Raw genomic sequence first — 20,144 nt, 5'->3', positions numbered from 1 at the left:
GTTAAATAATTCATAATTGATAATTGCCTTTTCATTTTTGAACTGAGTTTTATTAAATTGCCACTCATTTTTTGAACGCATGAAGAAGCTTAACCTGGTATTTGTTACAACCTTTTTTTTATTTCTTTTTTCCTGTAAAAATAAATCTGAAAGCAATATTGCAGCCTCAGAATCTACAACCAATCTTCCTAATTACGGAAATGTAGATCTAAGCAAAGTTTTTGCGGATGAAAACTTCAGTCTGGTTGATAAAAAATACGCAGTAAATTACATCGATCAATACTATAAAAAAGTTTGGGAGGGAAGCAACCTGAGCGGAAGTTTTCTTGTGGCGAAAGGAGATGACATTCTGTACGAAAATTACAGAGGCTTTGCGAGAGAAGGAAACCAGAATCCTATTGATAAAAATACGGCACTTCACGTTGCTTCAGTTTCAAAAACAATGACAGCAATGGCGATGATGAAATTGATCGAAGCCGGTAAAATAAAATTAACAGATCATCTAACACAGTTTTTCCCCGGATTTCCTTATCCTAATGTAACAGTTCAAACTTTATTAGACCAAAGAAGCGGACTTCCAAAGTACGAATATTTCATTACTAAAATTCAACCTGCTCCTGCAGAGCTTTCCAAAACTTTCATTACGAATCAGGATGTTTTAAATATGATTATTAAATACAAACCTGAATTAGCAAGAGATACTGATACGGGTTTTATGTATTGCAATACCAATTATGCGCTTTTGGCTTTATTAATTGAAAAAATCACCAAAACTCCTTTTCCTCAGGCGATGCAAGAAATGGTTTTCACACCGTTGAAAATGAAAAACACTTACATTTTTCAGGAGAAAGATATTCCGACTGCGTCACAATCATTTTATTTTGGTGGAAACAGATTGTATCCTTTAGACCGATTGGATCTGATTTACGGTGATAAAAATGTGTATACAACACCCAGAGATCTCCTCAATTTTTCGAAGGCTATGTTTTCAAAAGATTTTTTAAAACCAGAACTGATGGAAATGGTTTTCACACCATACAGCAATGAAAAAGCAGGACAAAATAATTATGGTTTAGGTTTCAGGATGAAAATTTTTGATAACGGTGAAAAGCTGACCTATCACAACGGTTGGTGGCACGGAACAAACTCTGTTTTTGCTCATCTTTTAAAATCAAAAGTGACGATTGTTGCCATTGGAAATAAATATTCGGGAAGAGTGTATACCGCATTGGCTTTGTCCGGATTATTTGAAGATTTTCCGGCTCAGAAAGACAAGCTCCACAGCATTATGAATGATAATCAGGACACTTTGAAAACCCAGACCGAAGTTTTTGGAGAATAATGTTTATTTTTGCTCAAATAATTTCATGAAAAGATTTCTTCTTTTATTTATCATTGGGATTCTTGTGCAGTCTTGTGCAAGAGTAGGTTCACCAGTTGGAGGCGCAAAAGACAGTTTGGCTCCGGAAGCTATCGGTTCGAATATCGATACGACGAGAGTGAATGTGAGAAGAGATATCAAAGAACTTCGTATCGATTTCAATGAGTATATTACGCTGAAGGATATCAATAAAAACCTTAATATTTCTCCACCCATAAAAAATATCAAGCGAATTCTTCCATCGAATATTGCCAATAAATTTTTGGTGATTCAGTGGACAGATACTTTGCAGGCAAATACAACCTATAATTTTAATTTTGGTAATGCGATTGTTGATAACAGTGAGGGCAATCCTCTGAGATATTACAATTTTGCATTTTCAACAGGCGAAAAACTTGATGATCTCTACATCAGTGGAGAAGTAACCGATGCTTTGGCTCTTAAAAAGAAAACCAGCTCAGAAAATAAAATGGTTGTTGGTCTTTATCAGGTGAAAGACAGTATGGACTATCGACAAAAACCTTACTACATTACAAAGGTAGATGATGATGGTTATTATGAATTAAACTATCTCGCACCGGGAAAATATAAAATCCTGGCTTTCGATGATGATAATGAAAACTCAATTTACAATCCCGGAAAAGAAAGAATTGCTTTCAGAAAAGATACCGTTGTTGTAGAGAAATCAATTTCAGGGTTAAATTTAAAATTATTTCCGTCTAAAAAACCTTTCAAAAAACCTGAGTTTAAAGAAATGGCAGGCGGAATTATGATGCTGTTTGAAGGAAATCCTGATGAGGTAAAAGTGCTTCCGGTAAGTGAAAAACTTAAAAATATTAAAGTTACTCATATTCCAAAATCAGACTCGGTAAAAATTTGGTTCGATGCTGTAAAAAGTGATCTGGGACAAACGACCAACGAAAAAGTGGAGTTTAGCTATGATACAGGAAAAGTGCAGGATACCGTTTCCACTTTTTATAAATACAATAAGAAGAATGTGATGGAGCTTAATAATGACAGCGGTGGTTCTCTGCTACCTCCTAAAACCGATTTCACACTATCTTCAAACTTTATTATTGATAAAATAGATGCTGAAAAATGGACTTTAAAAATAGATAGCACAGTAACGGTACCTTTCACGGCAAAAATATCAGAAACAAACCCGTATCATATTTTGGTAAAAGCAGATTTTGAAAGTGGTAAAAAATATCAGCTGACTGTTCCTAAAACTACAGTCTCTTCATATTACGAGAAAAATCCTGATTCCAAACGTTTCGACTTTGAAATTGATAAGATTGAAAATTACGGGAAGCTTATTATAAAACTTAAAAACGCTCCGACAAAAAAATATTGGTTACAGCTGTTAGATTCAGGAGAAAAACCAATTTATCAGAAATATACAAGCGGAAACGAAGTCACTTTTGATATTCTAAAACCCGCGGAATATATCGTTCGTATTTTGGTTGATAATAATGAAAATAAATATTGGGACGAAGCCGATTTCGAAAACGGAGTTTTTGCTGAAGACGCCTATACTTACTACAAAACAGCAGTGATCAGACCTTTATGGATTTCCAATGAAGACTGGGATTTGACAGATACCAGAACTTTGGATACCAGTAAAATGGGAACAAGCAGTGGTTCTCCAAAGAATACGCCTTCTCAACCAAGTCAGAACAGACCGTCAACAACGAATCCTACAAGCACAACAATTCAAAACGGTAATACCAATACAAGAAGCACAAACAGACAGCTTCAAATACAGAGATAATGCAGAAGTTTAAGAAAATAGTTTTTTGGTGTCTGGTTGGTTTTGCAATGATTCAGTTTATTCCGATTGATAAAGTGAATAAGCCGGTGGATAAAAGAAAGAACTTTATAGAAGTTAAAAACACTCCTGCTAAAATTTCTGAACTGATAAAAAACGCTTGCTACGATTGTCATTCCGATGAAACGGTTTACCCGAAATACGCTTATATTGCGCCGTTTTCCTGGTCAGTAAAAAGTCATGTGAATGAAGGAAGAGAACATCTTAATTTTTCAGTTTGGGCAACTTATAATGATGATCTTAAGAAAAATATGCTGACGAAATCAATTCAGACGATAGAAAATAAGATTATGCCGATGCCTGCTTACATTATTTATCATAAAGAAGCCAATCTTACCGATGCGGAAAGAACTTTACTGATAAAGTATTTCGAAGAGATATTAAAATCTAAAACATACTAATTTTAAATAAAAAACTCTCGCAATTTGCGAGAGTTCTATTTTTGATGATTATTTGTTATTCTTAATATAGCTTTCAAAAAATATCTTCTGAGAATCAAAAGCAATGTCATCCAGATTGATTTCTGAGACTTTAATCCAATGCGTCTCTGAAATTTCAGATAACGCTAATTTAGCTTCAAACTTCTCTGCAACGTTATATTCATAAAAAAGGTCGATCGTATTATAATCTATCTCTTTGTACTGATAAACATTCGGAAGGCTTGTAAGATATTTTAAATTATTAATATCAACATCAATCTGAAGCTCTTCAAAAAGCTCTCTTTTGCAGGTGTTTTCTGCACTTTCTTTAGGATCGACAAAACCACCCGCAAGATCGAGTTTTCCTTTTTTAGGCTCCTGATTCCTTTTCGTTAAATAAATTTCATCCTTGCAACGGATAACAACGGCAACGGCTCCTGCAACATTATTATATAAAGTAAAACTACATTCGGGGCAGCTCCACTTTTTTTCTCCATCCCATTTTAGGGTTTCTTTTCCGCAGTTCGGACAAAATTTTAATATTTTCATTAAGCAATATGAGAATTTCTCGGATGATAATTTAAAATCACATCACGAAGTTCTTCAGTTTTTAAATGGGTGTAAATTCCGGTCGTTGTAATGCTCGAATGTCCCAACATTTCTTGTATATACCTTAAATCGGCACCATTCTGCAACAGATGTGTCGCAAACGAATGTCTGAATGTGTGAGGCGAAATTTTCTTGCTTACTCCGGCTTTATCGGTAAGTTCTTTAATAATAATAAAGACAATCACACGAGACATCGAAGTTCCTCTGCTATTAAGGAAAAGAATATCTTCATGTTTTTTGTTTACCTTACTCTTAGAACGGACTTCATTAATATATTCCTTCAAAAGTTTAGCGGTGTATTGTGCCAAAGGAACAAAACGCGTTTTTTCACCCTTTCCGGTAATTTTAATGTAATTTTCTTTAAAATTGATATTTGAAATCTTAATATCAATCAATTCCGAAACTCTCAGACCACAACCGTAAAGCACTTCAATAATGCAGTGATTTCTTTTTCCAAGATCAGAACCCCTTTCGATAGCTTCAATTATCCTTTCGATATCGGTAAGGCTTAAAGTATCGGGTAAGTACAATCCCAATTTTGGTCCTTCCAGCAGAGCAGAAGGGTTGTCATCACGAATTTCATCTTCCAGAAGATACCTGAAAAAAGCTTTAATGGAAGAAATCCATCTCGCCTGTGATCTTTCACTGAATTTTTGTTTCGATAATTTGAAAATGTATTCCTGCAGATTGTCGTAGGTAATCTTCTCAGGCCCAGTGTTTTCAAGGTCGCCAACGGCGTAATCTTTTAGTTTCTTGATGTCGCGAATGTAGGCGTCAAGTGTGTTTTCTGAAAAGTTTCTTTCGAAGCGAAGAAAGATTTCAAAATCTTTAATTTTTTCATCCCAAGTCATTGTGTTTTATTTTTTTAATTCATTCTCTGATACTTGTATTATTTCAATCCGATGTTCTTTTAAAAAAGCGATACCTTCATTATCTGAATAAGCATTAATATAGACAAGTCTTGAAATACCGGCCTGTAAAATCAGCTTACTACATTCTTTACATGGCGACAAAGTAAGATACAGTGTAGCGCCACGAGCAGACTGTGTAGAGCCCGCCAATTTCAAAATTGCATTTGCTTCTGCATGAAGAACGTACCAGTGTGTTTTACCGTTTTCGTCTTCGCAGCAATTCTCAGATCCCGATGGGGTACCATTGTATCCATCTGAAATAATCATCCTATCTTTTACGATAAGAGCTCCTACCTGCTTTCTTTCACAGTAGGAAAGTTTTGCCCACTCCTGAGCCATCTTTAGATAAGCTTTATCAAACTTATTATACATCTGCATCGTTTATTTTCGAAATAATTTGTGATGTGGTATTTAGAAATTCGGCTTTCTTTTTTCTAAAAAAGCTGAAACTCCTTCTTGTTTGTCTTCCATATCAAAAAGCTCTCCGAAAAATTTTATTTCGGTTTCAAAACCTTTATCAGTATCCGACAGATTGGTTGCTTTAATCGCTTTTGAAATCGCCATAGGAGAATTAAACGCTATTGTTTTTGCTAATTCTTCTGTTTTGGAAAGAAGCTCACCAATTGGGAAAACTTCATTTACCAGACCGATTTCTTTTGCTCTTTGTGCAGGAATCATTTTTGCTGAGAAAATCATTTCATTCGCAATACCTTTTCCTACTAATTTTGGAAGTCTTTGGGTGCCCCCATATCCCGGGATCAATCCTAAGGTTACTTCAGGAAGACCAAGTTTGGCATTTTCGGAAGCGTATCTGATGTGGCAGGACATCGCCAGTTCTAAACCTCCTCCTAATGCAAAACCGTTTACAGCAGCAATAACAGGTTTAGAAAGGTTTTCAATTTTATTAAAAAGAATATTTTGTCCGTTTCTTGCCAGCTCTTCTGCTTTTTCTTGATTAAAGTTACTAAATTCTTTTATATCTGCACCAGCTACGAATGATTTTTCTCCGCTTCCGGTTAAAATAATTGCTCTTACTTCATTGTCAGACTGTAATTCATCAAGCGCCGAACTGATTTCCTTTATGGTCAATGCGTTCAGTGCATTCAGGCTTTCAGGTCTGTTTATGGTAATTACAGCTATTTTATTTTCTTTTTTTAGCAGTATATTTTCGTAAGTCATTATCTCTTTAATCTTTAAGAACCTGCAAATTAAAAATTTTTTACAAATAAAAAGGGAAAAAATTAATTTTTTCCCTTTTAAATGTTTATTATTTAATAGTTTACTTTGAATGATTCATCATATTTGCATCAATATTGACACTTAAACCTGAAGCTACTTTCATGCCAAGCTCAATATTTGCTCTGAAAAAATGACATAATTGACGGTTGATAATTTCATCTTTTTTTGGTCCGTCTATTCCACTCATACTACCAATAATATTATTTACAAGATGATCCCTGTCTTCCTGATTCATTGCTTTTGTATATAGAAGGCCGGGTTGAGTATAATGATCGTCATCGTTTTCGTTTCTATTGAAATTAGCAACATGATTGCTGTCTAATTCATATTCATAATTCTTGTAAGCAGAATCGGGTACAATATCATCGAAACTATTAGGATGATAATTCGGTTTGTCCTGATATTCACTTGAATCTGCCATAAAACCATCTCTTTGATAATTATTTACGGCAAAAGGACACCTGTTAACTTCCAGCTGATGAGCATTTACGCCAACTCTGTATCGGTGCGCATCCGGATAAGAGAATAGTCTTCCCTGAAGCATTTTATCAGGAGAGAAACTAATACCGTTTACTAAATTACTTGGTGAGAAAGTAGATTGTTCTACATGTGCAAAATAATTTACAGGGACTTCATTCAGTTCCATTTCTCCAACTTCGATAAGCGGAAAATCTCCCTGAAACCATACTTTTGTAATATCAAAAGGATTCCATCTGAATTCTTTTGCCTGCTCTTCAGTCATTACCTGGATGTACATTGTCCATTTTGGGAAATCGTTGTTATCAATTGCATTGCAAAGATCTTCCTGTGCAAAATCAGGATTTTCACCTGCCATTTTCACGGCATCATCATTGCTGAAATTTTTGATTCCCTGTTTTGTCTTAAAATGAAACTTTACCCAGACTCTTTCATTCTTATCATTAATCATTGAAAAAGTGTGAGAACCAAATCCGTGCATATGTCTGTATCCGTAAGGAGTTCCACGATCTGACATTAAAATTAAAACCTGGTGAAGAGATTCGGGATTTAAACTCCAGAAATCCCACATCATGGTTGCGCTTTTCAGATTGGTTTTTGGAACACGCTTTTGAGTGTGAATAAAATCCGGGAATTTTTTGGCATCCTTAATGAAAAAAACGGGAGTATTGTTTCCTACAAGATCCCAATTTCCGTCTTCAGTATAAAATTTTAAAGCAAATCCTCTCGGGTCTCTTGCTGTATCTGCGCTTCCTTTCTCTCCGCCTACGGTAGAAAATCTTGCAAACATTCTGCATGAATTTCCAACTTTAGAAAATATCTTTGCTTTCGTGTACTGCGATATATCGTGTGTTACCGTAAATGTTCCGTAGGCTCCTGTTCCTTTTGCGTGTACAATTCTTTCCGGAATTCTTTCTCGTACAAAATGAGCAAGGTTTTCCTGTAATATAAAATCCTGTAATAATACCGGACCACGTGCGCCGACGGTCTGTGAATCCTGATGTTCAAAATAAGGTGCGCCGCTTCCTGTGGTTAATTTCTTTGAATCCATATAGTTATGATTTGAGGTTTATTTCCAATTTTCAGTATCAAATTTAGTTGAATTTTTAATTGCTTCTGCCAAAAACATCATATCTTTGTCATAGATAATATTAATCAGATGAACATTCAGCAATTGGAATATCTTATCGCTGTAGATAAGTACAAACATTTCGGTAAAGCGGCTCAGGCTTGTTTTATTACCCAGCCTACACTAAGTGCAATGATACAGAAGTTTGAAGATGAACTGGATGTAAAGGTTTTCGACAGAACAACTCACCCGATCAGAACCACGGATGTTGGACTTCAGATCATTGATCAGGCAAAGGTGATTATAGAATCTGTCAATGAGTTGAAAAACAAAGCGAATTTGCTGAACAATATTTTAGGAGGAACTATTAATCTGGGAATTATTCCTACCGTTTCGTCATTTATTTTACCGACCGAAATTTTCCATTTTCTCCAGAATAATCCTAAAATTCAGATGAATGTAAAGGAAATGACAACCGATAATATTATCAAAGCTTTGAAAGCAGGTGAATTGGATGCAGGAATTATTTCTACACCTTATGATAATGCCAATGAATTTTATCAGGATTTCTTGTTTAATGAAGAACTGATGATTTACAGTTCGGATACAGAAGCAAATAAGAAAAACACATTTATTGTTCCTGAAGAAATGAATGTAGAAAAAGTTTGGCTTCTTGAGGAGGGAAACTGTCTGAGAAGTCAGTTTGAAAACATCTGTCATTTAAAAGAAAATACATTAAAACCTAAAAATCTGGATTTCTTGGCATCAAATATTCAGACTTTGGTACATATGGTTGATAAAGTAGGCGGAATCAGCATTTTACCGGAATTGGCTTTAAACCAACTTTCAGAAGAACAGAAAGGTAAAGTGTTCAGATTTAAGAAGCCTTTCCCTTACAGAGAAATCAGCATCATTTATTATAAGCCGACATTTAAACAGAAAATTATCGATGAGCTCGGATCTTTTATTAAATCTTCTTTAGAATCAAAATTAAATTACCACGAAGCCCCAAAAGATTTTGTAAGCATTAAACCTCAATAAATAAAGACCGGATTTTTATTCGGTCTTTTCGTTTTTTATTTATCTGCGAAAAGTTTTGAGTATTAGAAAAATAGTACTTAAATTTGCAAACGTTTATTAACGAGGAAAAATTTGACCTGATTGCAACCTCTATAAAAAAATGCTAAAACAGTATAATTCTTTTTAGCTTTTTCCGGGCAATTATTCTATCTTTTTCTTCATATTTTAATTAAAAAATACAAAGATATATGTCTTATTTATTTACATCTGAATCAGTTTCAGAAGGACATCCGGATAAAATTGCCGATCAGATCTCCGACGCACTTATCGATAACTTTTTAGCATACGACAAAACTTCAAAGGTTGCTTGTGAAACTTTGGTGACAACAGGACAGGTTGTTTTAGCAGGAGAGGTAAAATCTGATGCTTACTTAGATGTACAGACTATTGCAAGAGAAGTAATCAACGGAATTGGTTATACAAAAGGTGAATATATGTTTAATGGAGATTCTTGCGGAGTTATTTCTGCAATTCATGAGCAGTCGCCGGATATCAATCAAGGAGTTGACAGAGTTGCTGCTGATGAAACTTTCGAAACAAAAGCAAATGCACAGGGAGCAGGAGATCAGGGAATGATGTTCGGTTATGCAACCAACGAAACGGCAAACTACATGCCTTTGGCTTTAGATTTGGCACATACAATTCTTAAAGAACTTTCTGCGATCAGAAGAGAGAATTCTAAGATTACATACCTTCGTCCTGATGCAAAATCTCAGGTAACTATTGAGTATTCTGATGATCACAAACCGGTAAGAATTGATTCTATCGTAGTTTCTACTCAGCATGACGATTTCGGAGCTGAAGAAGAAATGCTGAATAAAATCAGAGAAGATATCAAAAATATTTTGATTCCTAGAGTTGTGGCTTTACAGACAGAAGAAATCAAAGCTTTATTTAATGATCAGATCAAATATCATATCAACCCAACAGGAAAATTTGTAATCGGTGGGCCTCACGGAGATACAGGTTTGACTGGTAGAAAAATCATCGTAGATACGTATGGTGGAAAAGGAGCCCACGGTGGTGGTGCTTTCTCTGGAAAAGATCCTTCAAAAGTTGACAGAAGTGCGGCTTATGCAACCAGACATATTGCTAAAAACTTAGTGGCTGCAGGTGTTGCAGATGAGGTTTTGGTACAGGTTTCTTACGCAATTGGTGTTGCTGAACCTTGTGGTTTATATATTAATACGTACGGAACTTCTAAAGTTGGTTTAAATGACGGTGAAATTGCTAAAAAAGTATCTACAGTTTTCGATTTGAGACCTTATGCAATCGAGCAGAATTTGAAATTAAGAAATCCTATTTATCAGGAAACAGCTTCTTACGGTCACATGGGAAGAGAGCATTTTGTTGCTGATAAAACATTCAATAAAGGTCACAAAAATGAGTTGACTCTTACAGGTTTAGAATTCTTCACTTGGGAAAAATTAGATAAAGTGGAAGAAATAAAATCCGCTTTCGGAATTTAATTCTGCTTTTCGGTATAGAAACTGCTTTAACATGAAAATGCTAAAGCAGTTTTTTTTATTTTTACACTTAAATATTTTATAATGAATATGCGATCTGCAATCACAATACTTTTTCTCTTTTTTATCGGAACTCTGGTAAAAGCTCAATACACTGTTCATAAGATGATTAATGTAGGCTATGTTTACCAAAATCAAAGCTTTGGAGAAATAGGAGGTAAATTAATGTTTCTGAAAAATGATGATGTGATCTACAGATTGGGTGCTTCGGCTTTGATGGGATCTGCAAACTCTGAATTTGCGATTATGCCTAAATTACAAGGTGATATTTTATTCAATTTTGAAAGAAACGTAGACTTTTATCATTCTTATTATTTTCTTGCCGGAGTAGAAGGAACCAATAAATATGTTGCTCCAAAAATCGGAGTTACTCTTTTCGGAATTTTAGACCTTACCGGAGGTTATGCTTTTCCTGTTGGTAACTCAGGTTTAAATGGAAAAGAACTAAAAGGACTAAATGTAAATTTCACATTAAATATTCCTACAGCCTTCTTACATGATATGTTAAAGTAATTTTTTTTGCATAATTGTTGTAAATATTTAATAATTGCTTAACAGTTATTAAAATTTTATTTATATTTACAACATAATTTCTATGCTTATTGATAAGACTCTACTTTAATACCCGTTTACGCAAACAAAATTAAGCTTGATCCTAGTCAGGAAAAGTTTGTCAGCGGATAATAAATATTTGAGAAGAGTTATGAAATCAACAGACAGTCAATTAATAACCTTGTACCAAAAAGGTGACGAAGAAGCATTATCTATATTAATCCATCGCCATCAACGAGAGCTTTTCACATTTATTTTGTATAAAATAAATGATCAGGATCTTGCGAATGATGTTTTCCAAGATACATTCATCAAAATTATTGTAATGCTCAAAGAAGGGCGTTACAACGAAGAAGGTAAATTTATTCTCTGGGCAAAAAGAATTGCTCAGAATCTTATAATCGACCATTTTCGTGCCAAAGCAAAAAATATTAAAGTTTCAGAGACTACTTTCAATAGCGACGAGTTTTCAATATTCGATTTGATAAGAGAACCTTCGGAAAACATTGAAGATCAGTTGGTAAGTATTCAGATCCAGGAAGATTTGCTGAAAATGTTGCAATTCCTACCACAAAACCAGCAGGAGGTGATAAAACTCAGGTTTTTTGACGGACTGAGCTTTAAAGAAATTGCAGAACATACGGATATGAGCATTAATACGACTTTAGGACGTGTAAGATATGCGCTGATCAACCTCAGAAAAATCATGGAAGAGAATAATATTATTCTTACGAGATAATAATTCACAATGTTTCACGTTTTAAAGAAAAACCTTTTTTCGCCTATGAAAAAAAACGATTCTTTAAAAATGAAAAGCTTGAAACCCAAAAAGCAAACCATTGATTTTTTGCTCAGTTTCTCAAAAAATCTTGAAGTAGTGAAGATTAAGAATAATCATATTCACCTTTCAAAAAATTAATCATTAATTTTGTGCTGTATGAAAATTCAGCACATTTTTTTTGATCTCGACAATACTCTTTGGGATCATCGCCGAAACGCTTATCTTACCATCAAAGATCTTTTCGAAAAAGAGGAAATCACTTTAAAATACAATATTGATTTTGAAGAATTTCATTCTGTTTATCATGAAATTAATGAAAAACTGTGGGAACAGATTCGTGACGGAGAAATTGATAAAGAATATCTGAGAAAACATCGTTTTTATGATACTTTCAATCGTTTTGGAATTGATGACCTCAAACTCTCAATGTTTTTTGAAGAACATTTTTTAGATAAAATTTTGAATTATAATCATCTTGTTGAAGGTGCGGAATATATTTTAGATTATTTGAAAGCTAAAAATTATACACTTCATATCATCTCGAATGGTTTTCAGGAAGTGACAGAAAGGAAATGTATTCTTTCCGGAATCGATCATTATTTTAGAACCATTACCAGTGCAGATTCTGTCGGCGTGAGAAAGCCAAATTCTGCTATTTTTGAATATTCATTAGGGGTTGCTGAAGCAAAAAATGAAGAAAGTATTCTGATTGGTGACGATTGGATCGCGGATATCATCGGATCACAACAATTTGGAATAGATTGTATTTTCTTTGATGTTTTAAATGAAAATAAAGGGGTTGAAAATTTAAAAGTGGTCAAACATCTTTTACAGATTAAAGATTATTTATAAAAATATATTTAAATAGTTTCGGCGGCACCAAAGGTGCCGCCGAAACTTTATTCATTAAGAAATATTCAGAATTAAATTCCTAAACTTTCTCGCACTCTCTTGATGGTTTGAGTAGCAATTGCTCTTGTTTTTACGGCGCCTTCCTGAAGTTTGGTTTCCAGTTCATCAAGATTGTTCATATAGTAAGAGAACAGTTCTCTTTCCTTTTCAAATCGTGTAAGAATTAAATCTAACAATTCTTTTTTAGCATGTCCGTAACCAAAATTTCCGGCTAAATATTTTGCTCTTAATTCTTCGGTCTGTTCAGGAGTTGCAATGAGTTCATAGATTGCAAAAGTCTTATCTGTTGAAGGATCTTTTGGCTCTTCCAAAGATTTAGAATCGCTTTCGATGCTCATTACCTGCTTTTTTAGTTCTTTTTCAGGTAAGAAGATGTTGATAATATTTCCTCTGGATTTCGACATTTTGTGACCGTCAACTCCGGGAACATATTTCGTGTTTTCCTGCAATTCAGCTTGTGGTAAAACCAAAACTTCACCCATCTGATTATTAAATCTTGAAGCTACATCACGCGCAATTTCTAAGTGCTGAAGCTGGTCTTTTCCTACAGGAACAATTTCGGCATCATACAATAAAATATCTGCTGCCATCAAAATCGGGTAAGTAAATAAACCTGCGTTTACGTCCTGAAGTCTGTCTGCTTTATCTTTAAAAGAATGCGCTAAAGTCAATCTCTGATAAGGAAAAAAACATGATAAATGCCAAGATAGTTCACAGGTTTCAGGGATGTCGCTTTGTCTGTAAAAGAATGTTTTTTCGGTATCTAGTCCGCAGGCAAGCCAAGCTGCAGCAATTTCGTAGGTGTTGTTTTTAAGTTCTTTTGCATCTTTAATCTGCGTAAGTGAATGAAGATTCGCAATAAATAAAAATGATTCGTTTCCTGATTGCTTTGAAAGCTCTATTGCAGGAATGATTGCACCCAAAAGGTTACCAAGGTGCGGTGTTCCGGTGGCTTGAATGCCGGTAAGAATTCTTGACATTTGTTTAAAATTATTTTAAAAATTATTGAATTGCAAATTTAGGTATTTCTCCCACAGATTTGCATGGATGATTGTGAATTTATATCAATAGGGGCGGACTTTAGTCCGCTCTAATAATTTAATGCAGATTGGTTTTAGCCAAAATTTAAAATGTCTCACGCAGATTTTGCTGATTGAGCAGATTTCTTATAGGTAAAATATTTAGACGAAAAATCTGCGTAATCTCCGAGATCAGCGAGAGATTAAATTTAAGGAATCACAATTTTCTCCCCTCCAAACTTCGGCTCAACTCCAAACATAAAATCCCAAAAAACTTTAGCTCTTGCCAGTTTTTCTCTTGCATTGGTTTTTAAACCGGCATATTTGTTTACATCTTTTGCATTATAACCCCACGCTTCAATATTGTTTTTCCTTGCAAGATAAACCGCTCTTTCATTGTGAAATCTTTGTGAAATGATAATGTATGAGTTTTGACCAAAAATTTCTTTCGCTCGTAAAACAGAATCTAAAGTTCTGAAACCTGCAAAATCCTCGAAAATTTTATCGGCAGGAACTCCGGCTTTGATGAGCTCGTTTTTCATTTCTTCCGGTTCGTTGTAATCTTCTTTAGAATTGTCTCCGCTTACAATAATATTTTTGATTTTTCCAGATTTATATAAGTCTGCAGCAGCTTCAATTCTGTTGAAAAAGTAAGCATTTGGTGCTCCGTTTGATAAAGTTTTACTTGTTCCTAAAAGAAGTCCGGTCTTTTCATCAGGCAACTTAGAAACATTAGAAGTTACGTAATCTTCCGTCTGATTATTTATCGTAAAATTTGACCAGACGATAAAAATAATTCCTGCCACGAAAAGCAGCAGGAAAATTTTGATTATATTTTTTATAATTTTTCTCATACATTTTAACCTTGAAGTTTTCATAAAAGTATGAAATCCCCATGAGTTGGCAACACAAAAAACCGATAGAGATTATGGGATTAAATATGTCCTTTAAAAGACAATAAAAATCTACATATTAAATATTTTAAAATTCAAGTCCGTTCGGGAAAGCTTTTTTTCTGAAAATTAAAAGTAATGCAGCTCCGACTGTAATGGCTGAATCGGCAACATTAAAGATGTATTTGAAAAACTCAATATGTTTTCCTCCAATTAGAGGCCAGCTTTCAGGAACGTACCAATCAACGATCGGAAAGTGAAGCATATCAACCACACAGCCTTTCATAAAAGTAGAATAGCCTTGTCCGAAAGGAACTAGTTTGGAAACTCCGCCATAACCAATCCATCTTCCGGTGCTTTCATCGAAAACGGTTCCGCTGTCGAAAATCAATCCGTAAAACATCCCGTCAATTAAATTTCCGATGGCTCCGGCAAAAATCATTGCCATTGGAATCAGTAAGTAATTGGATTCACCTCTTTTTAGCCATTTTTTAAACAGATAAACCATTCCGCCAATCAGAAAAATTCTTACAATAACCAGAAAATATTTACCGATAATTCCGCCAAAATGAAAACCATACGCCATTCCCGGGTTTTCGACAAAAGTCTTATTGAAAAAGCCATTGATTACGGGAATACTTTCATTGAGTTCGAAATTTGTTTTCACATAAATTTTTGAAACCTGATCGATCAATAAAATAAGTAAGGTTACTAATGCTACTTTTTTCATTACTTATCTTTCTTAGGATTGTCTTTAAAATTTTTTACAGGTTTTTCTTTTTTCGGAGTACGGGGTTCGAAATTTTGAGTTTTTGCTCCTCTTGTATGAAATTTTTCATAGCGAATTCCCATATCTTTCATAACACTTTTCAGTGCATTCAGCTCCATCTGGTTTTTTGGGTGTACAATTAATGCTTCCATTTTAATTAATTTTTTGTCGTTCCGAGTGAGACTTACTTTTTTGACAGCTCGTCGAGTCTTTTTCTGTCTTTTGCAGACAAATCATTGACTCCGTTTTTGCCCATTTTGCTCAGAAGATGGTCTATTTCCCTTTCTCTTTCTCTTTTGTCTGAATTAAATTTATCGTCAATCGTGAAATTTTTTTCCTTTTCAGGGAAGAATCTTTGCTTTATTTTTTCTCTGTTGAAAAACCATAAAACAGCAATAAGAATGACAGCTAAAATGATGAATTCAGTCATAGATATATTACAAATTAGGTTTATAAAATGTCGTAAAACAAATTATAAACCTAATTAATTATTTACAAAAATAAGATAAAAATTTTATCTCTGCATATTTTTAGCTTCGATGCTCAAAGTAGCGTGCGGAACTGCCAAAAGTCTTTCTTTCGGGATCAGTTTTCCGGTTACTCTGCAAACGCCGTATGTTTTGTTTTCAATTCTGATTAAGGCATTTTTCAGATCACGTACAAACTTTTCCTGTCTTCCTGCAAGAATAGAATTCTGCTCTTTGCTCAGTGTTTCTGCACCTTCTTCAAAAGCTTTGAAAGTAGGCGAAGTATCGTCTGTACCATTATTTTGATCGTTAATAAAACTTTCTCTTATCAACTGAAGATCTTTTTCGGCTTTATCTATTTTTTCTTTAATTATCTTTTTAAATTCCTGTAAATCAGCATCGCTGTATCTTACTCTTTCGTCTTGCATGTTCTTTTTTCTTTTTAATAAAATTATGAATTGGAATTTGAAAAAACAATAACTAATTATTAATTTTTTTCAACATTCACCTTGAATTTAATGTCATCTATGTCGATTTCGTTAAAATTTGAAAGTGAAGATACAATTTCTATTTTATTTGACAAGACTTCAGATGAAATATATTCTTCATTTTCTTTAATTTGATTTAAAAATGGAGAATTTTCTTCTAAAAAGATGTTGATTCTGTCTGTTAATTCAAAATCTTTATCTTTTCTGATGTTCTGAATTCTGTTAATAAACTCTCTTGCAATCCCTTCAGATTTTAACTCTTCTGTCAGTGTCAAATCTAATGCCACAGTTGTTTTTCCATCTGAAGTTACCGTCCATCCCGGAATATCTTTTGTTGAAATTTCTACATCGTTCACAGTAATTTCATATCCCTGAATATCTATTTTCCCTTCTTTTTCTAAAGACGAGATTTGTTCGGCAGAAAGATTAGTAATTTCATTACCAACTACTTTCATGTCTTTTCCAAGTCTCGAACCTAAAGTTTTGAAGTTTGGCTTAATCTGTTTTACAATTAAATGTGAGGCTTCTTCAGCGTTAATTAATTGCAATTCTTTAACATTAACTTCTTGTTTAATTAATTCTGCAACCGCCAAAATCTGCTCTTCAGTTTTAGCATCCAACACAGGAATTAAGACTTTTTGTAACGGTTGACGCACTTTTAAGTTTTCTTTCTTTCTTAAAGAGAAAACCATACTTGTAATATTTTGCGCCAAATGTGTTTTTTCAACCAAATCCTGATCGATCAAACTTTCGTCTGCAACCGGGAAATCTGTTAAATGTACAGATTCGTTGCTGTCTTTTCCTGTTACTTTATTCAAGTCCTGATACAATTGGTCCATAAAGAACGGAGCAATTGGTGCAGATAATTTGGCAACTGTTTCAAGACAGGTATATAAAGTCTGGTAAGCAGAAATTTTGTCATCAGAATAATCGCCTTTCCAGAAACGTCTTCTGCACAATCTTACGTACCAGTTACTCAAATTATCATTGACAAAATTGCTGATTGCTCTTGCTACTCTTGTAGGTTCATAATCTTCGTAGAATGCTTTTACTTCTTTAATTAATAAGTTTAATTCAGATAAAATCCATCGATCGATTTCCGGTCTGTTTTGAATCTCTTTTTCAGAATAATTAAATCCGTCAACATTCGCATATAAAGCAAAGAATGAATAGGTATTGTAAAGCGTTCCGAAGAATTTTCTTCTCACTTCATCGATTCCGTCTTTGTCGAACTTCAGATTTTCCCAAGGATTAGCATTGGAAATCATATACCAACGCGTCGCATCAGGACCGTAATCTGAAAGTGTCTCGAACGGGTCAACTGCATTTCCTTTAGATTTTGACATTTTCAGACCGTTTTTATCCAAAACAAGTCCGTTACTCATTACGTTTTTATAAGCAACTGAATCAAAAACCGCTGTTCCGATGGCATGAAGCGTATAAAACCATCCACGAGTCTGGTCAACTCCTTCAGCAATGAAATCTGCCGGAAAAGCTTTATGGGTGTCAATTAATTCTTTATTTTCAAAAGGATAGTGAAGCTGCGCATAAGGCATTGAACCTGAATCGAACCAAACGTCAATCAGGTCACTTTCACGGTTCATTGCTTTTCCTGAATCTGAAACTAAAACAATTTTATCAACAATGTTTTTATGCAAATCAACCAAAGAATAGTTTTCTTCAGACATATTTCCGATCTCAAAACCTTTGAACGGATTTGATGTCATGAATCCTGCTGCGATTGATTTTTCAATCTCATTGTACAATTCTTCGATAGAACCGATGATTTTTTCCTCTTTTAAATCTTCTGTTCTCCAGATTGGCAACGGAATTCCCCAATATCTTGAGCGGGAAAGATTCCAGTCGTTCACATTTTCAAGCCAGTTTGCGAAACGTCCTTCACCGGTAGATTTCGGTTTCCAGTTGATTTCTTTATTTAAATCAACCAACCTGTCTTTTACAGCAGTCATTTTCACAAACCAGGAATCCAGTGGATAATACAATACAGGTTTATCAGTTCTCCAGCAATGAGGGTAGCTGTGAACATATTTTTCTACTTTGAAGGCTTTGTTTTCTGTTTTCAACAAAATCGCAAGTTCCACATCCCACGATTTTTCAGGTGCAGTTCCTTCGTCGTAATATTCGTTTTTGATGTATTTTCCAGAGAATGTTTCCGGAACATTTTCTCCTTTAATAAATCTACCTTGTAAATCTACTAATGGAACCAAATTATCATTCTCGTCTTTAATCAACATCGGCGGAATTCCTGCTTCTTTTGCAACTCTTGCATCATCTGCACCAAAAGTCGGAGCCGTATGAACGACACCTGTACCGTCTTCAGTAGTTACAAAATCACCTAAAATTACTCTGAAAGCGTCTTCAGGATTTTCATTTGGTGTAAACCAAGGAACTAACTGCTCATATTGAGTTCCAACCAATTGTTCGCCAGTAAATTCTTTTAAAATTTTAAAAGGAATTGTTTTACTGTCTGAAGTATAGTTTGCTAAATCTTCATCAGTTCCTTCCACATATTTTTTACCAAAATTCTTTTCGACTAAAACTCTTGCCAAAACAACTGTTACAGGCTCGAAAGTATATTGATTGAACGTTTTCACGACTACATATTCAATATCTCTTCCAACTGTCAACGCTGTGTTTGAAGGCAAAGTCCAAGGCGTTGTCGTCCAGGCTAAAATGCTTACATCACCGTCAACATCGTTGAATAATTGAGAAGATTCTTTTTTAACTTTAAACTGAGCAACAATTGTTGTATCGGTAACATCATGATACGTTCCGGGCATGTTTAATTCCGCAGAAGAAAGTCCGGTTCCTGCTTTTGGAGAATATGGCTGAATGGTGTAACCTTTATACAACAAATCTTTGTTGTATAATTGTTTTAGCAACCACCAAACCGTTTCCATGTATTTTGATTTGTACGTGATGTACGGATCTTCCAAATCTACCCAATATCCGATTTTTTCGGTAAGGTGATTCCAAACATCCGTATAACGCATTACCGCTTCACGACAAGCTTTGTTGTAATCTTCGATCGAAATTTTTTTGCCAATATCCTCTTTCGTGATTCCAAGTTCTTTTTCAACTCCTAATTCAACAGGAAGTCCGTGCGTGTCCCAACCCGCTTTACGGAAAACCTGTTTCCCGTTTTGAGTTTGGTAACGACAGAAAATATCTTTCAACGCTCTCGCCATTACGTGGTGAATTCCGGGCATTCCGTTCGCTGAAGGCGGCCCTTCGTAAAATACAAACTCAGGTTTTCCCTGACGTGTTTCCACGCTTTTTGCGAAAGTATTGTTTACTTTCCAGAATTCCGAAACTTGTCCGGCGATGTCGATAAGATTGAGGTTTTTATATTCTTTAAATTGGCTCATTGTAATTCTCAATTTGTTGATGATTAATCAAGTTGGCAAATTTAGTGATTTTTGTCGGTTTATAATATATGTTTTATTTTGATAACGTCTATGAAAAAGTTGTTTAAAACTTTATGGTGAAAATTTGCGAATTGTCAATTGTGAAATGTGAATTTTAGGATATGTTATAAAACAAAATTTGTGGCTTGCGAGTCAATAGAGGCGGGCATTAGCCGGCTTAAATGTTTTTTTGGGATTGGCTTTAGCCAAAACTTATTTTTTTCTCGCAGATTTTTCTGATTGCGCAGATTTTATTTTTAACATTATCATCTGTGAAAATCTGTATCATCTGTGGG

20 protein-coding genes are annotated in these 20,144 nt (G+C 34.5%); 8 read left to right on the top strand and 12 right to left on the bottom strand.

Annotated features, from left to right (window positions below):
• Positions 1-79: 79 nt before the first annotated feature.
• Genes BA768_RS06935 through BA768_RS06925 form a run of 3 tightly spaced genes read left to right on the top strand, consistent with a single transcriptional unit; the run spans position 80 to position 3,610 of the window.
• Entirely contained in the window at positions 80-1,342 is a 1,263-nt protein-coding gene (locus BA768_RS06935; protein ID WP_051882509.1) for a serine hydrolase domain-containing protein, read from the top strand.
• A 25-nt stretch (positions 1,343-1,367) separates the two neighbouring features.
• The gene (locus tag BA768_RS06930) at positions 1,368-3,152 is read left to right on the top strand and encodes an Ig-like domain-containing protein (RefSeq protein WP_083206600.1); all 1,785 of its coding nucleotides are present in this window, start codon (positions 1,368-1,370) and stop codon (positions 3,150-3,152) included.
• Positions 3,152-3,610: a heme-binding domain-containing protein gene (locus tag BA768_RS06925; protein ID WP_065720217.1), complete on the top strand. Its 459-nt coding sequence runs from the start codon at positions 3,152-3,154 to the stop codon at positions 3,608-3,610. Before BA768_RS06930 ends, BA768_RS06925 begins: the two co-directional genes overlap by 1 nt.
• 48 nt (positions 3,611-3,658) lie before the next feature.
• Here BA768_RS06925 and BA768_RS06920 read toward each other — a convergent pair whose 3' ends face one another.
• From BA768_RS06920 to BA768_RS06900, 5 genes are all read right to left on the bottom strand, one after another.
• A complete protein-coding gene (locus tag BA768_RS06920) occupies positions 3,659-4,177 on the bottom strand; it encodes an NUDIX domain-containing protein (RefSeq protein WP_065720216.1) in 519 nt (172 codons plus the stop codon).
• A complete protein-coding gene (xerD, locus tag BA768_RS06915; protein WP_034672661.1) occupies positions 4,177-5,088 on the bottom strand; it encodes a site-specific tyrosine recombinase XerD in 912 nt (303 codons plus the stop codon). The genes BA768_RS06920 and xerD overlap by 1 nt, the downstream gene beginning before the upstream one ends.
• 6 nt (positions 5,089-5,094) lie before the next feature.
• Entirely contained in the window at positions 5,095-5,526 is a 432-nt protein-coding gene (locus BA768_RS06910; RefSeq protein ID WP_034672658.1) for a deoxycytidylate deaminase, read from the bottom strand.
• Positions 5,527-5,559: 33 nt separating this feature from the next.
• Complete coding sequence (locus BA768_RS06905; protein WP_065720215.1) at positions 5,560-6,327, bottom strand: enoyl-CoA hydratase-related protein; 768 nt, start codon at positions 6,325-6,327, stop codon at positions 5,560-5,562.
• Between the two features lie 100 nt (positions 6,328-6,427).
• Entirely contained in the window at positions 6,428-7,915 is a 1,488-nt protein-coding gene (locus BA768_RS06900) for a catalase (RefSeq protein WP_065720214.1), read from the bottom strand.
• Positions 7,916-8,023: 108 nt separating this feature from the next.
• Here BA768_RS06900 and BA768_RS06895 point away from each other — a divergent pair, with 108 nt between their 5' ends.
• The 5 genes from BA768_RS06895 to BA768_RS06875 all read left to right on the top strand — a co-directional run bounded on the left by BA768_RS06895 (position 8,024) and on the right by BA768_RS06875 (position 12,724).
• A complete protein-coding gene (locus tag BA768_RS06895) occupies positions 8,024-8,974 on the top strand; it encodes a LysR substrate-binding domain-containing protein (protein ID WP_034672650.1) in 951 nt (316 codons plus the stop codon).
• Between the two features lie 227 nt (positions 8,975-9,201).
• Complete coding sequence (metK, locus tag BA768_RS06890) at positions 9,202-10,482, top strand: methionine adenosyltransferase (protein ID WP_065720213.1); 1,281 nt, start codon at positions 9,202-9,204, stop codon at positions 10,480-10,482.
• Positions 10,483-10,569: 87 nt separating this feature from the next.
• Positions 10,570-11,052, top strand: coding sequence for a hypothetical protein (locus BA768_RS06885; protein ID WP_081874555.1), 483 nt, complete (start codon positions 10,570-10,572; stop codon positions 11,050-11,052).
• 190 nt (positions 11,053-11,242) lie between these two features.
• Positions 11,243-11,830 carry an RNA polymerase sigma factor gene (locus tag BA768_RS06880; protein ID WP_034672641.1) on the top strand — a complete coding sequence of 196 codons (588 nt, stop codon included), beginning with the start codon at positions 11,243-11,245 and terminating at the stop codon, positions 11,828-11,830.
• Between the two features lie 198 nt (positions 11,831-12,028).
• Positions 12,029-12,724, top strand: a complete 696-nt coding sequence (locus BA768_RS06875; protein ID WP_065720212.1) for a YjjG family noncanonical pyrimidine nucleotidase — start codon at positions 12,029-12,031, stop codon at positions 12,722-12,724.
• A 71-nt stretch (positions 12,725-12,795) separates the two neighbouring features.
• On the opposite strand, the gene trpS is transcribed toward BA768_RS06875, so the two are convergent.
• From trpS to ileS, 7 genes are all read right to left on the bottom strand, one after another.
• Positions 12,796-13,764 carry a tryptophan--tRNA ligase gene (gene trpS / locus BA768_RS06870; RefSeq protein WP_065720211.1) on the bottom strand — a complete coding sequence of 323 codons (969 nt, stop codon included), beginning with the start codon at positions 13,762-13,764 and terminating at the stop codon, positions 12,796-12,798.
• A gap of 248 nt (positions 13,765-14,012) precedes the next feature.
• Positions 14,013-14,657, bottom strand: a complete 645-nt coding sequence (locus BA768_RS06865) for a vancomycin high temperature exclusion protein (protein ID WP_065720244.1) — start codon at positions 14,655-14,657, stop codon at positions 14,013-14,015.
• Between the two features lie 127 nt (positions 14,658-14,784).
• Positions 14,785-15,426 (bottom strand): lipoprotein signal peptidase, encoded by a 642-nt coding sequence (locus BA768_RS06860; RefSeq protein ID WP_034672635.1) that lies wholly within the window; start codon positions 15,424-15,426, stop codon positions 14,785-14,787.
• On the bottom strand, positions 15,426-15,617 hold the full coding sequence (locus BA768_RS06855) for a DUF2683 family protein (protein ID WP_034672634.1): 192 nt from the start codon (positions 15,615-15,617) through the stop codon (positions 15,426-15,428). The genes BA768_RS06860 and BA768_RS06855 overlap by 1 nt, the downstream gene beginning before the upstream one ends.
• Before the next feature lie 32 nt (positions 15,618-15,649).
• Entirely contained in the window at positions 15,650-15,895 is a 246-nt protein-coding gene (locus BA768_RS06850; protein WP_065720210.1) for a DUF6576 domain-containing protein, read from the bottom strand.
• Positions 15,896-15,979: 84 nt separating this feature from the next.
• Positions 15,980-16,360 (bottom strand): TraR/DksA family transcriptional regulator, encoded by a 381-nt coding sequence (locus BA768_RS06845; RefSeq protein ID WP_034672627.1) that lies wholly within the window; start codon positions 16,358-16,360, stop codon positions 15,980-15,982.
• 59 nt (positions 16,361-16,419) lie between these two features.
• Positions 16,420-19,809, bottom strand: coding sequence for an isoleucine--tRNA ligase (ileS, locus tag BA768_RS06840; protein WP_065720209.1), 3,390 nt, complete (start codon positions 19,807-19,809; stop codon positions 16,420-16,422).
• Positions 19,810-20,144 lie beyond the last annotated feature (335 nt).

Origin of the sequence: Chryseobacterium sp. CBo1 (genome assembly GCF_001693475.1) — a bacterium.
In the GTDB taxonomy this organism is placed as follows: Bacteria; Bacteroidota; Bacteroidia; order Flavobacteriales; family Weeksellaceae; genus Chryseobacterium; species Chryseobacterium formosense.
This window is presented reverse-complemented; position numbering and strand designations above follow the sequence as displayed.

Bases quoted from the DNA above. Each gene is read 5' to 3' on its own strand.
- BA768_RS06885 (WP_081874555.1), top strand. From the start codon at position 10,570: ATGCGATCTGCAATCACAATACTTTTTCTCTTTTTTATCGGAACTCTG.
- BA768_RS06860 (WP_034672635.1), bottom strand. From the start codon at position 15,426: ATGAAAAAAGTAGCATTAGTAACCTTACTTATTTTATTGATCGATCAG.
- BA768_RS06880 (WP_034672641.1), top strand. From the start codon at position 11,243: ATGAAATCAACAGACAGTCAATTAATAACCTTGTACCAAAAAGGTGAC.
- BA768_RS06925 (WP_065720217.1), top strand. From the start codon at position 3,152: ATGCAGAAGTTTAAGAAAATAGTTTTTTGGTGTCTGGTTGGTTTTGCA.
- BA768_RS06855 (WP_034672634.1), bottom strand. From the start codon at position 15,617: ATGGAAGCATTAATTGTACACCCAAAAAACCAGATGGAGCTGAATGCA.
- metK (WP_065720213.1), top strand. From the start codon at position 9,202: ATGTCTTATTTATTTACATCTGAATCAGTTTCAGAAGGACATCCGGAT.
- BA768_RS06905 (WP_065720215.1), bottom strand. From the start codon at position 6,327: ATGACTTACGAAAATATACTGCTAAAAAAAGAAAATAAAATAGCTGTA.
- trpS (WP_065720211.1), bottom strand. From the start codon at position 13,764: ATGTCAAGAATTCTTACCGGCATTCAAGCCACCGGAACACCGCACCTT.
- BA768_RS06935 (WP_051882509.1), top strand. From the start codon at position 80: ATGAAGAAGCTTAACCTGGTATTTGTTACAACCTTTTTTTTATTTCTT.
- BA768_RS06865 (WP_065720244.1), bottom strand. From the start codon at position 14,657: ATGAGAAAAATTATAAAAAATATAATCAAAATTTTCCTGCTGCTTTTC.
- ileS (WP_065720209.1), bottom strand. From the start codon at position 19,809: ATGAGCCAATTTAAAGAATATAAAAACCTCAATCTTATCGACATCGCC.
- xerD (WP_034672661.1), bottom strand. From the start codon at position 5,088: ATGACTTGGGATGAAAAAATTAAAGATTTTGAAATCTTTCTTCGCTTC.
- BA768_RS06845 (WP_034672627.1), bottom strand. From the start codon at position 16,360: ATGCAAGACGAAAGAGTAAGATACAGCGATGCTGATTTACAGGAATTT.
- BA768_RS06875 (WP_065720212.1), top strand. From the start codon at position 12,029: ATGAAAATTCAGCACATTTTTTTTGATCTCGACAATACTCTTTGGGAT.
- BA768_RS06930 (WP_083206600.1), top strand. From the start codon at position 1,368: ATGAAAAGATTTCTTCTTTTATTTATCATTGGGATTCTTGTGCAGTCT.
- BA768_RS06910 (WP_034672658.1), bottom strand. From the start codon at position 5,526: ATGCAGATGTATAATAAGTTTGATAAAGCTTATCTAAAGATGGCTCAG.
- BA768_RS06900 (WP_065720214.1), bottom strand. From the start codon at position 7,915: ATGGATTCAAAGAAATTAACCACAGGAAGCGGCGCACCTTATTTTGAA.
- BA768_RS06895 (WP_034672650.1), top strand. From the start codon at position 8,024: ATGAACATTCAGCAATTGGAATATCTTATCGCTGTAGATAAGTACAAA.
- BA768_RS06850 (WP_065720210.1), bottom strand. From the start codon at position 15,895: ATGACTGAATTCATCATTTTAGCTGTCATTCTTATTGCTGTTTTATGG.
- BA768_RS06920 (WP_065720216.1), bottom strand. From the start codon at position 4,177: ATGAAAATATTAAAATTTTGTCCGAACTGCGGAAAAGAAACCCTAAAA.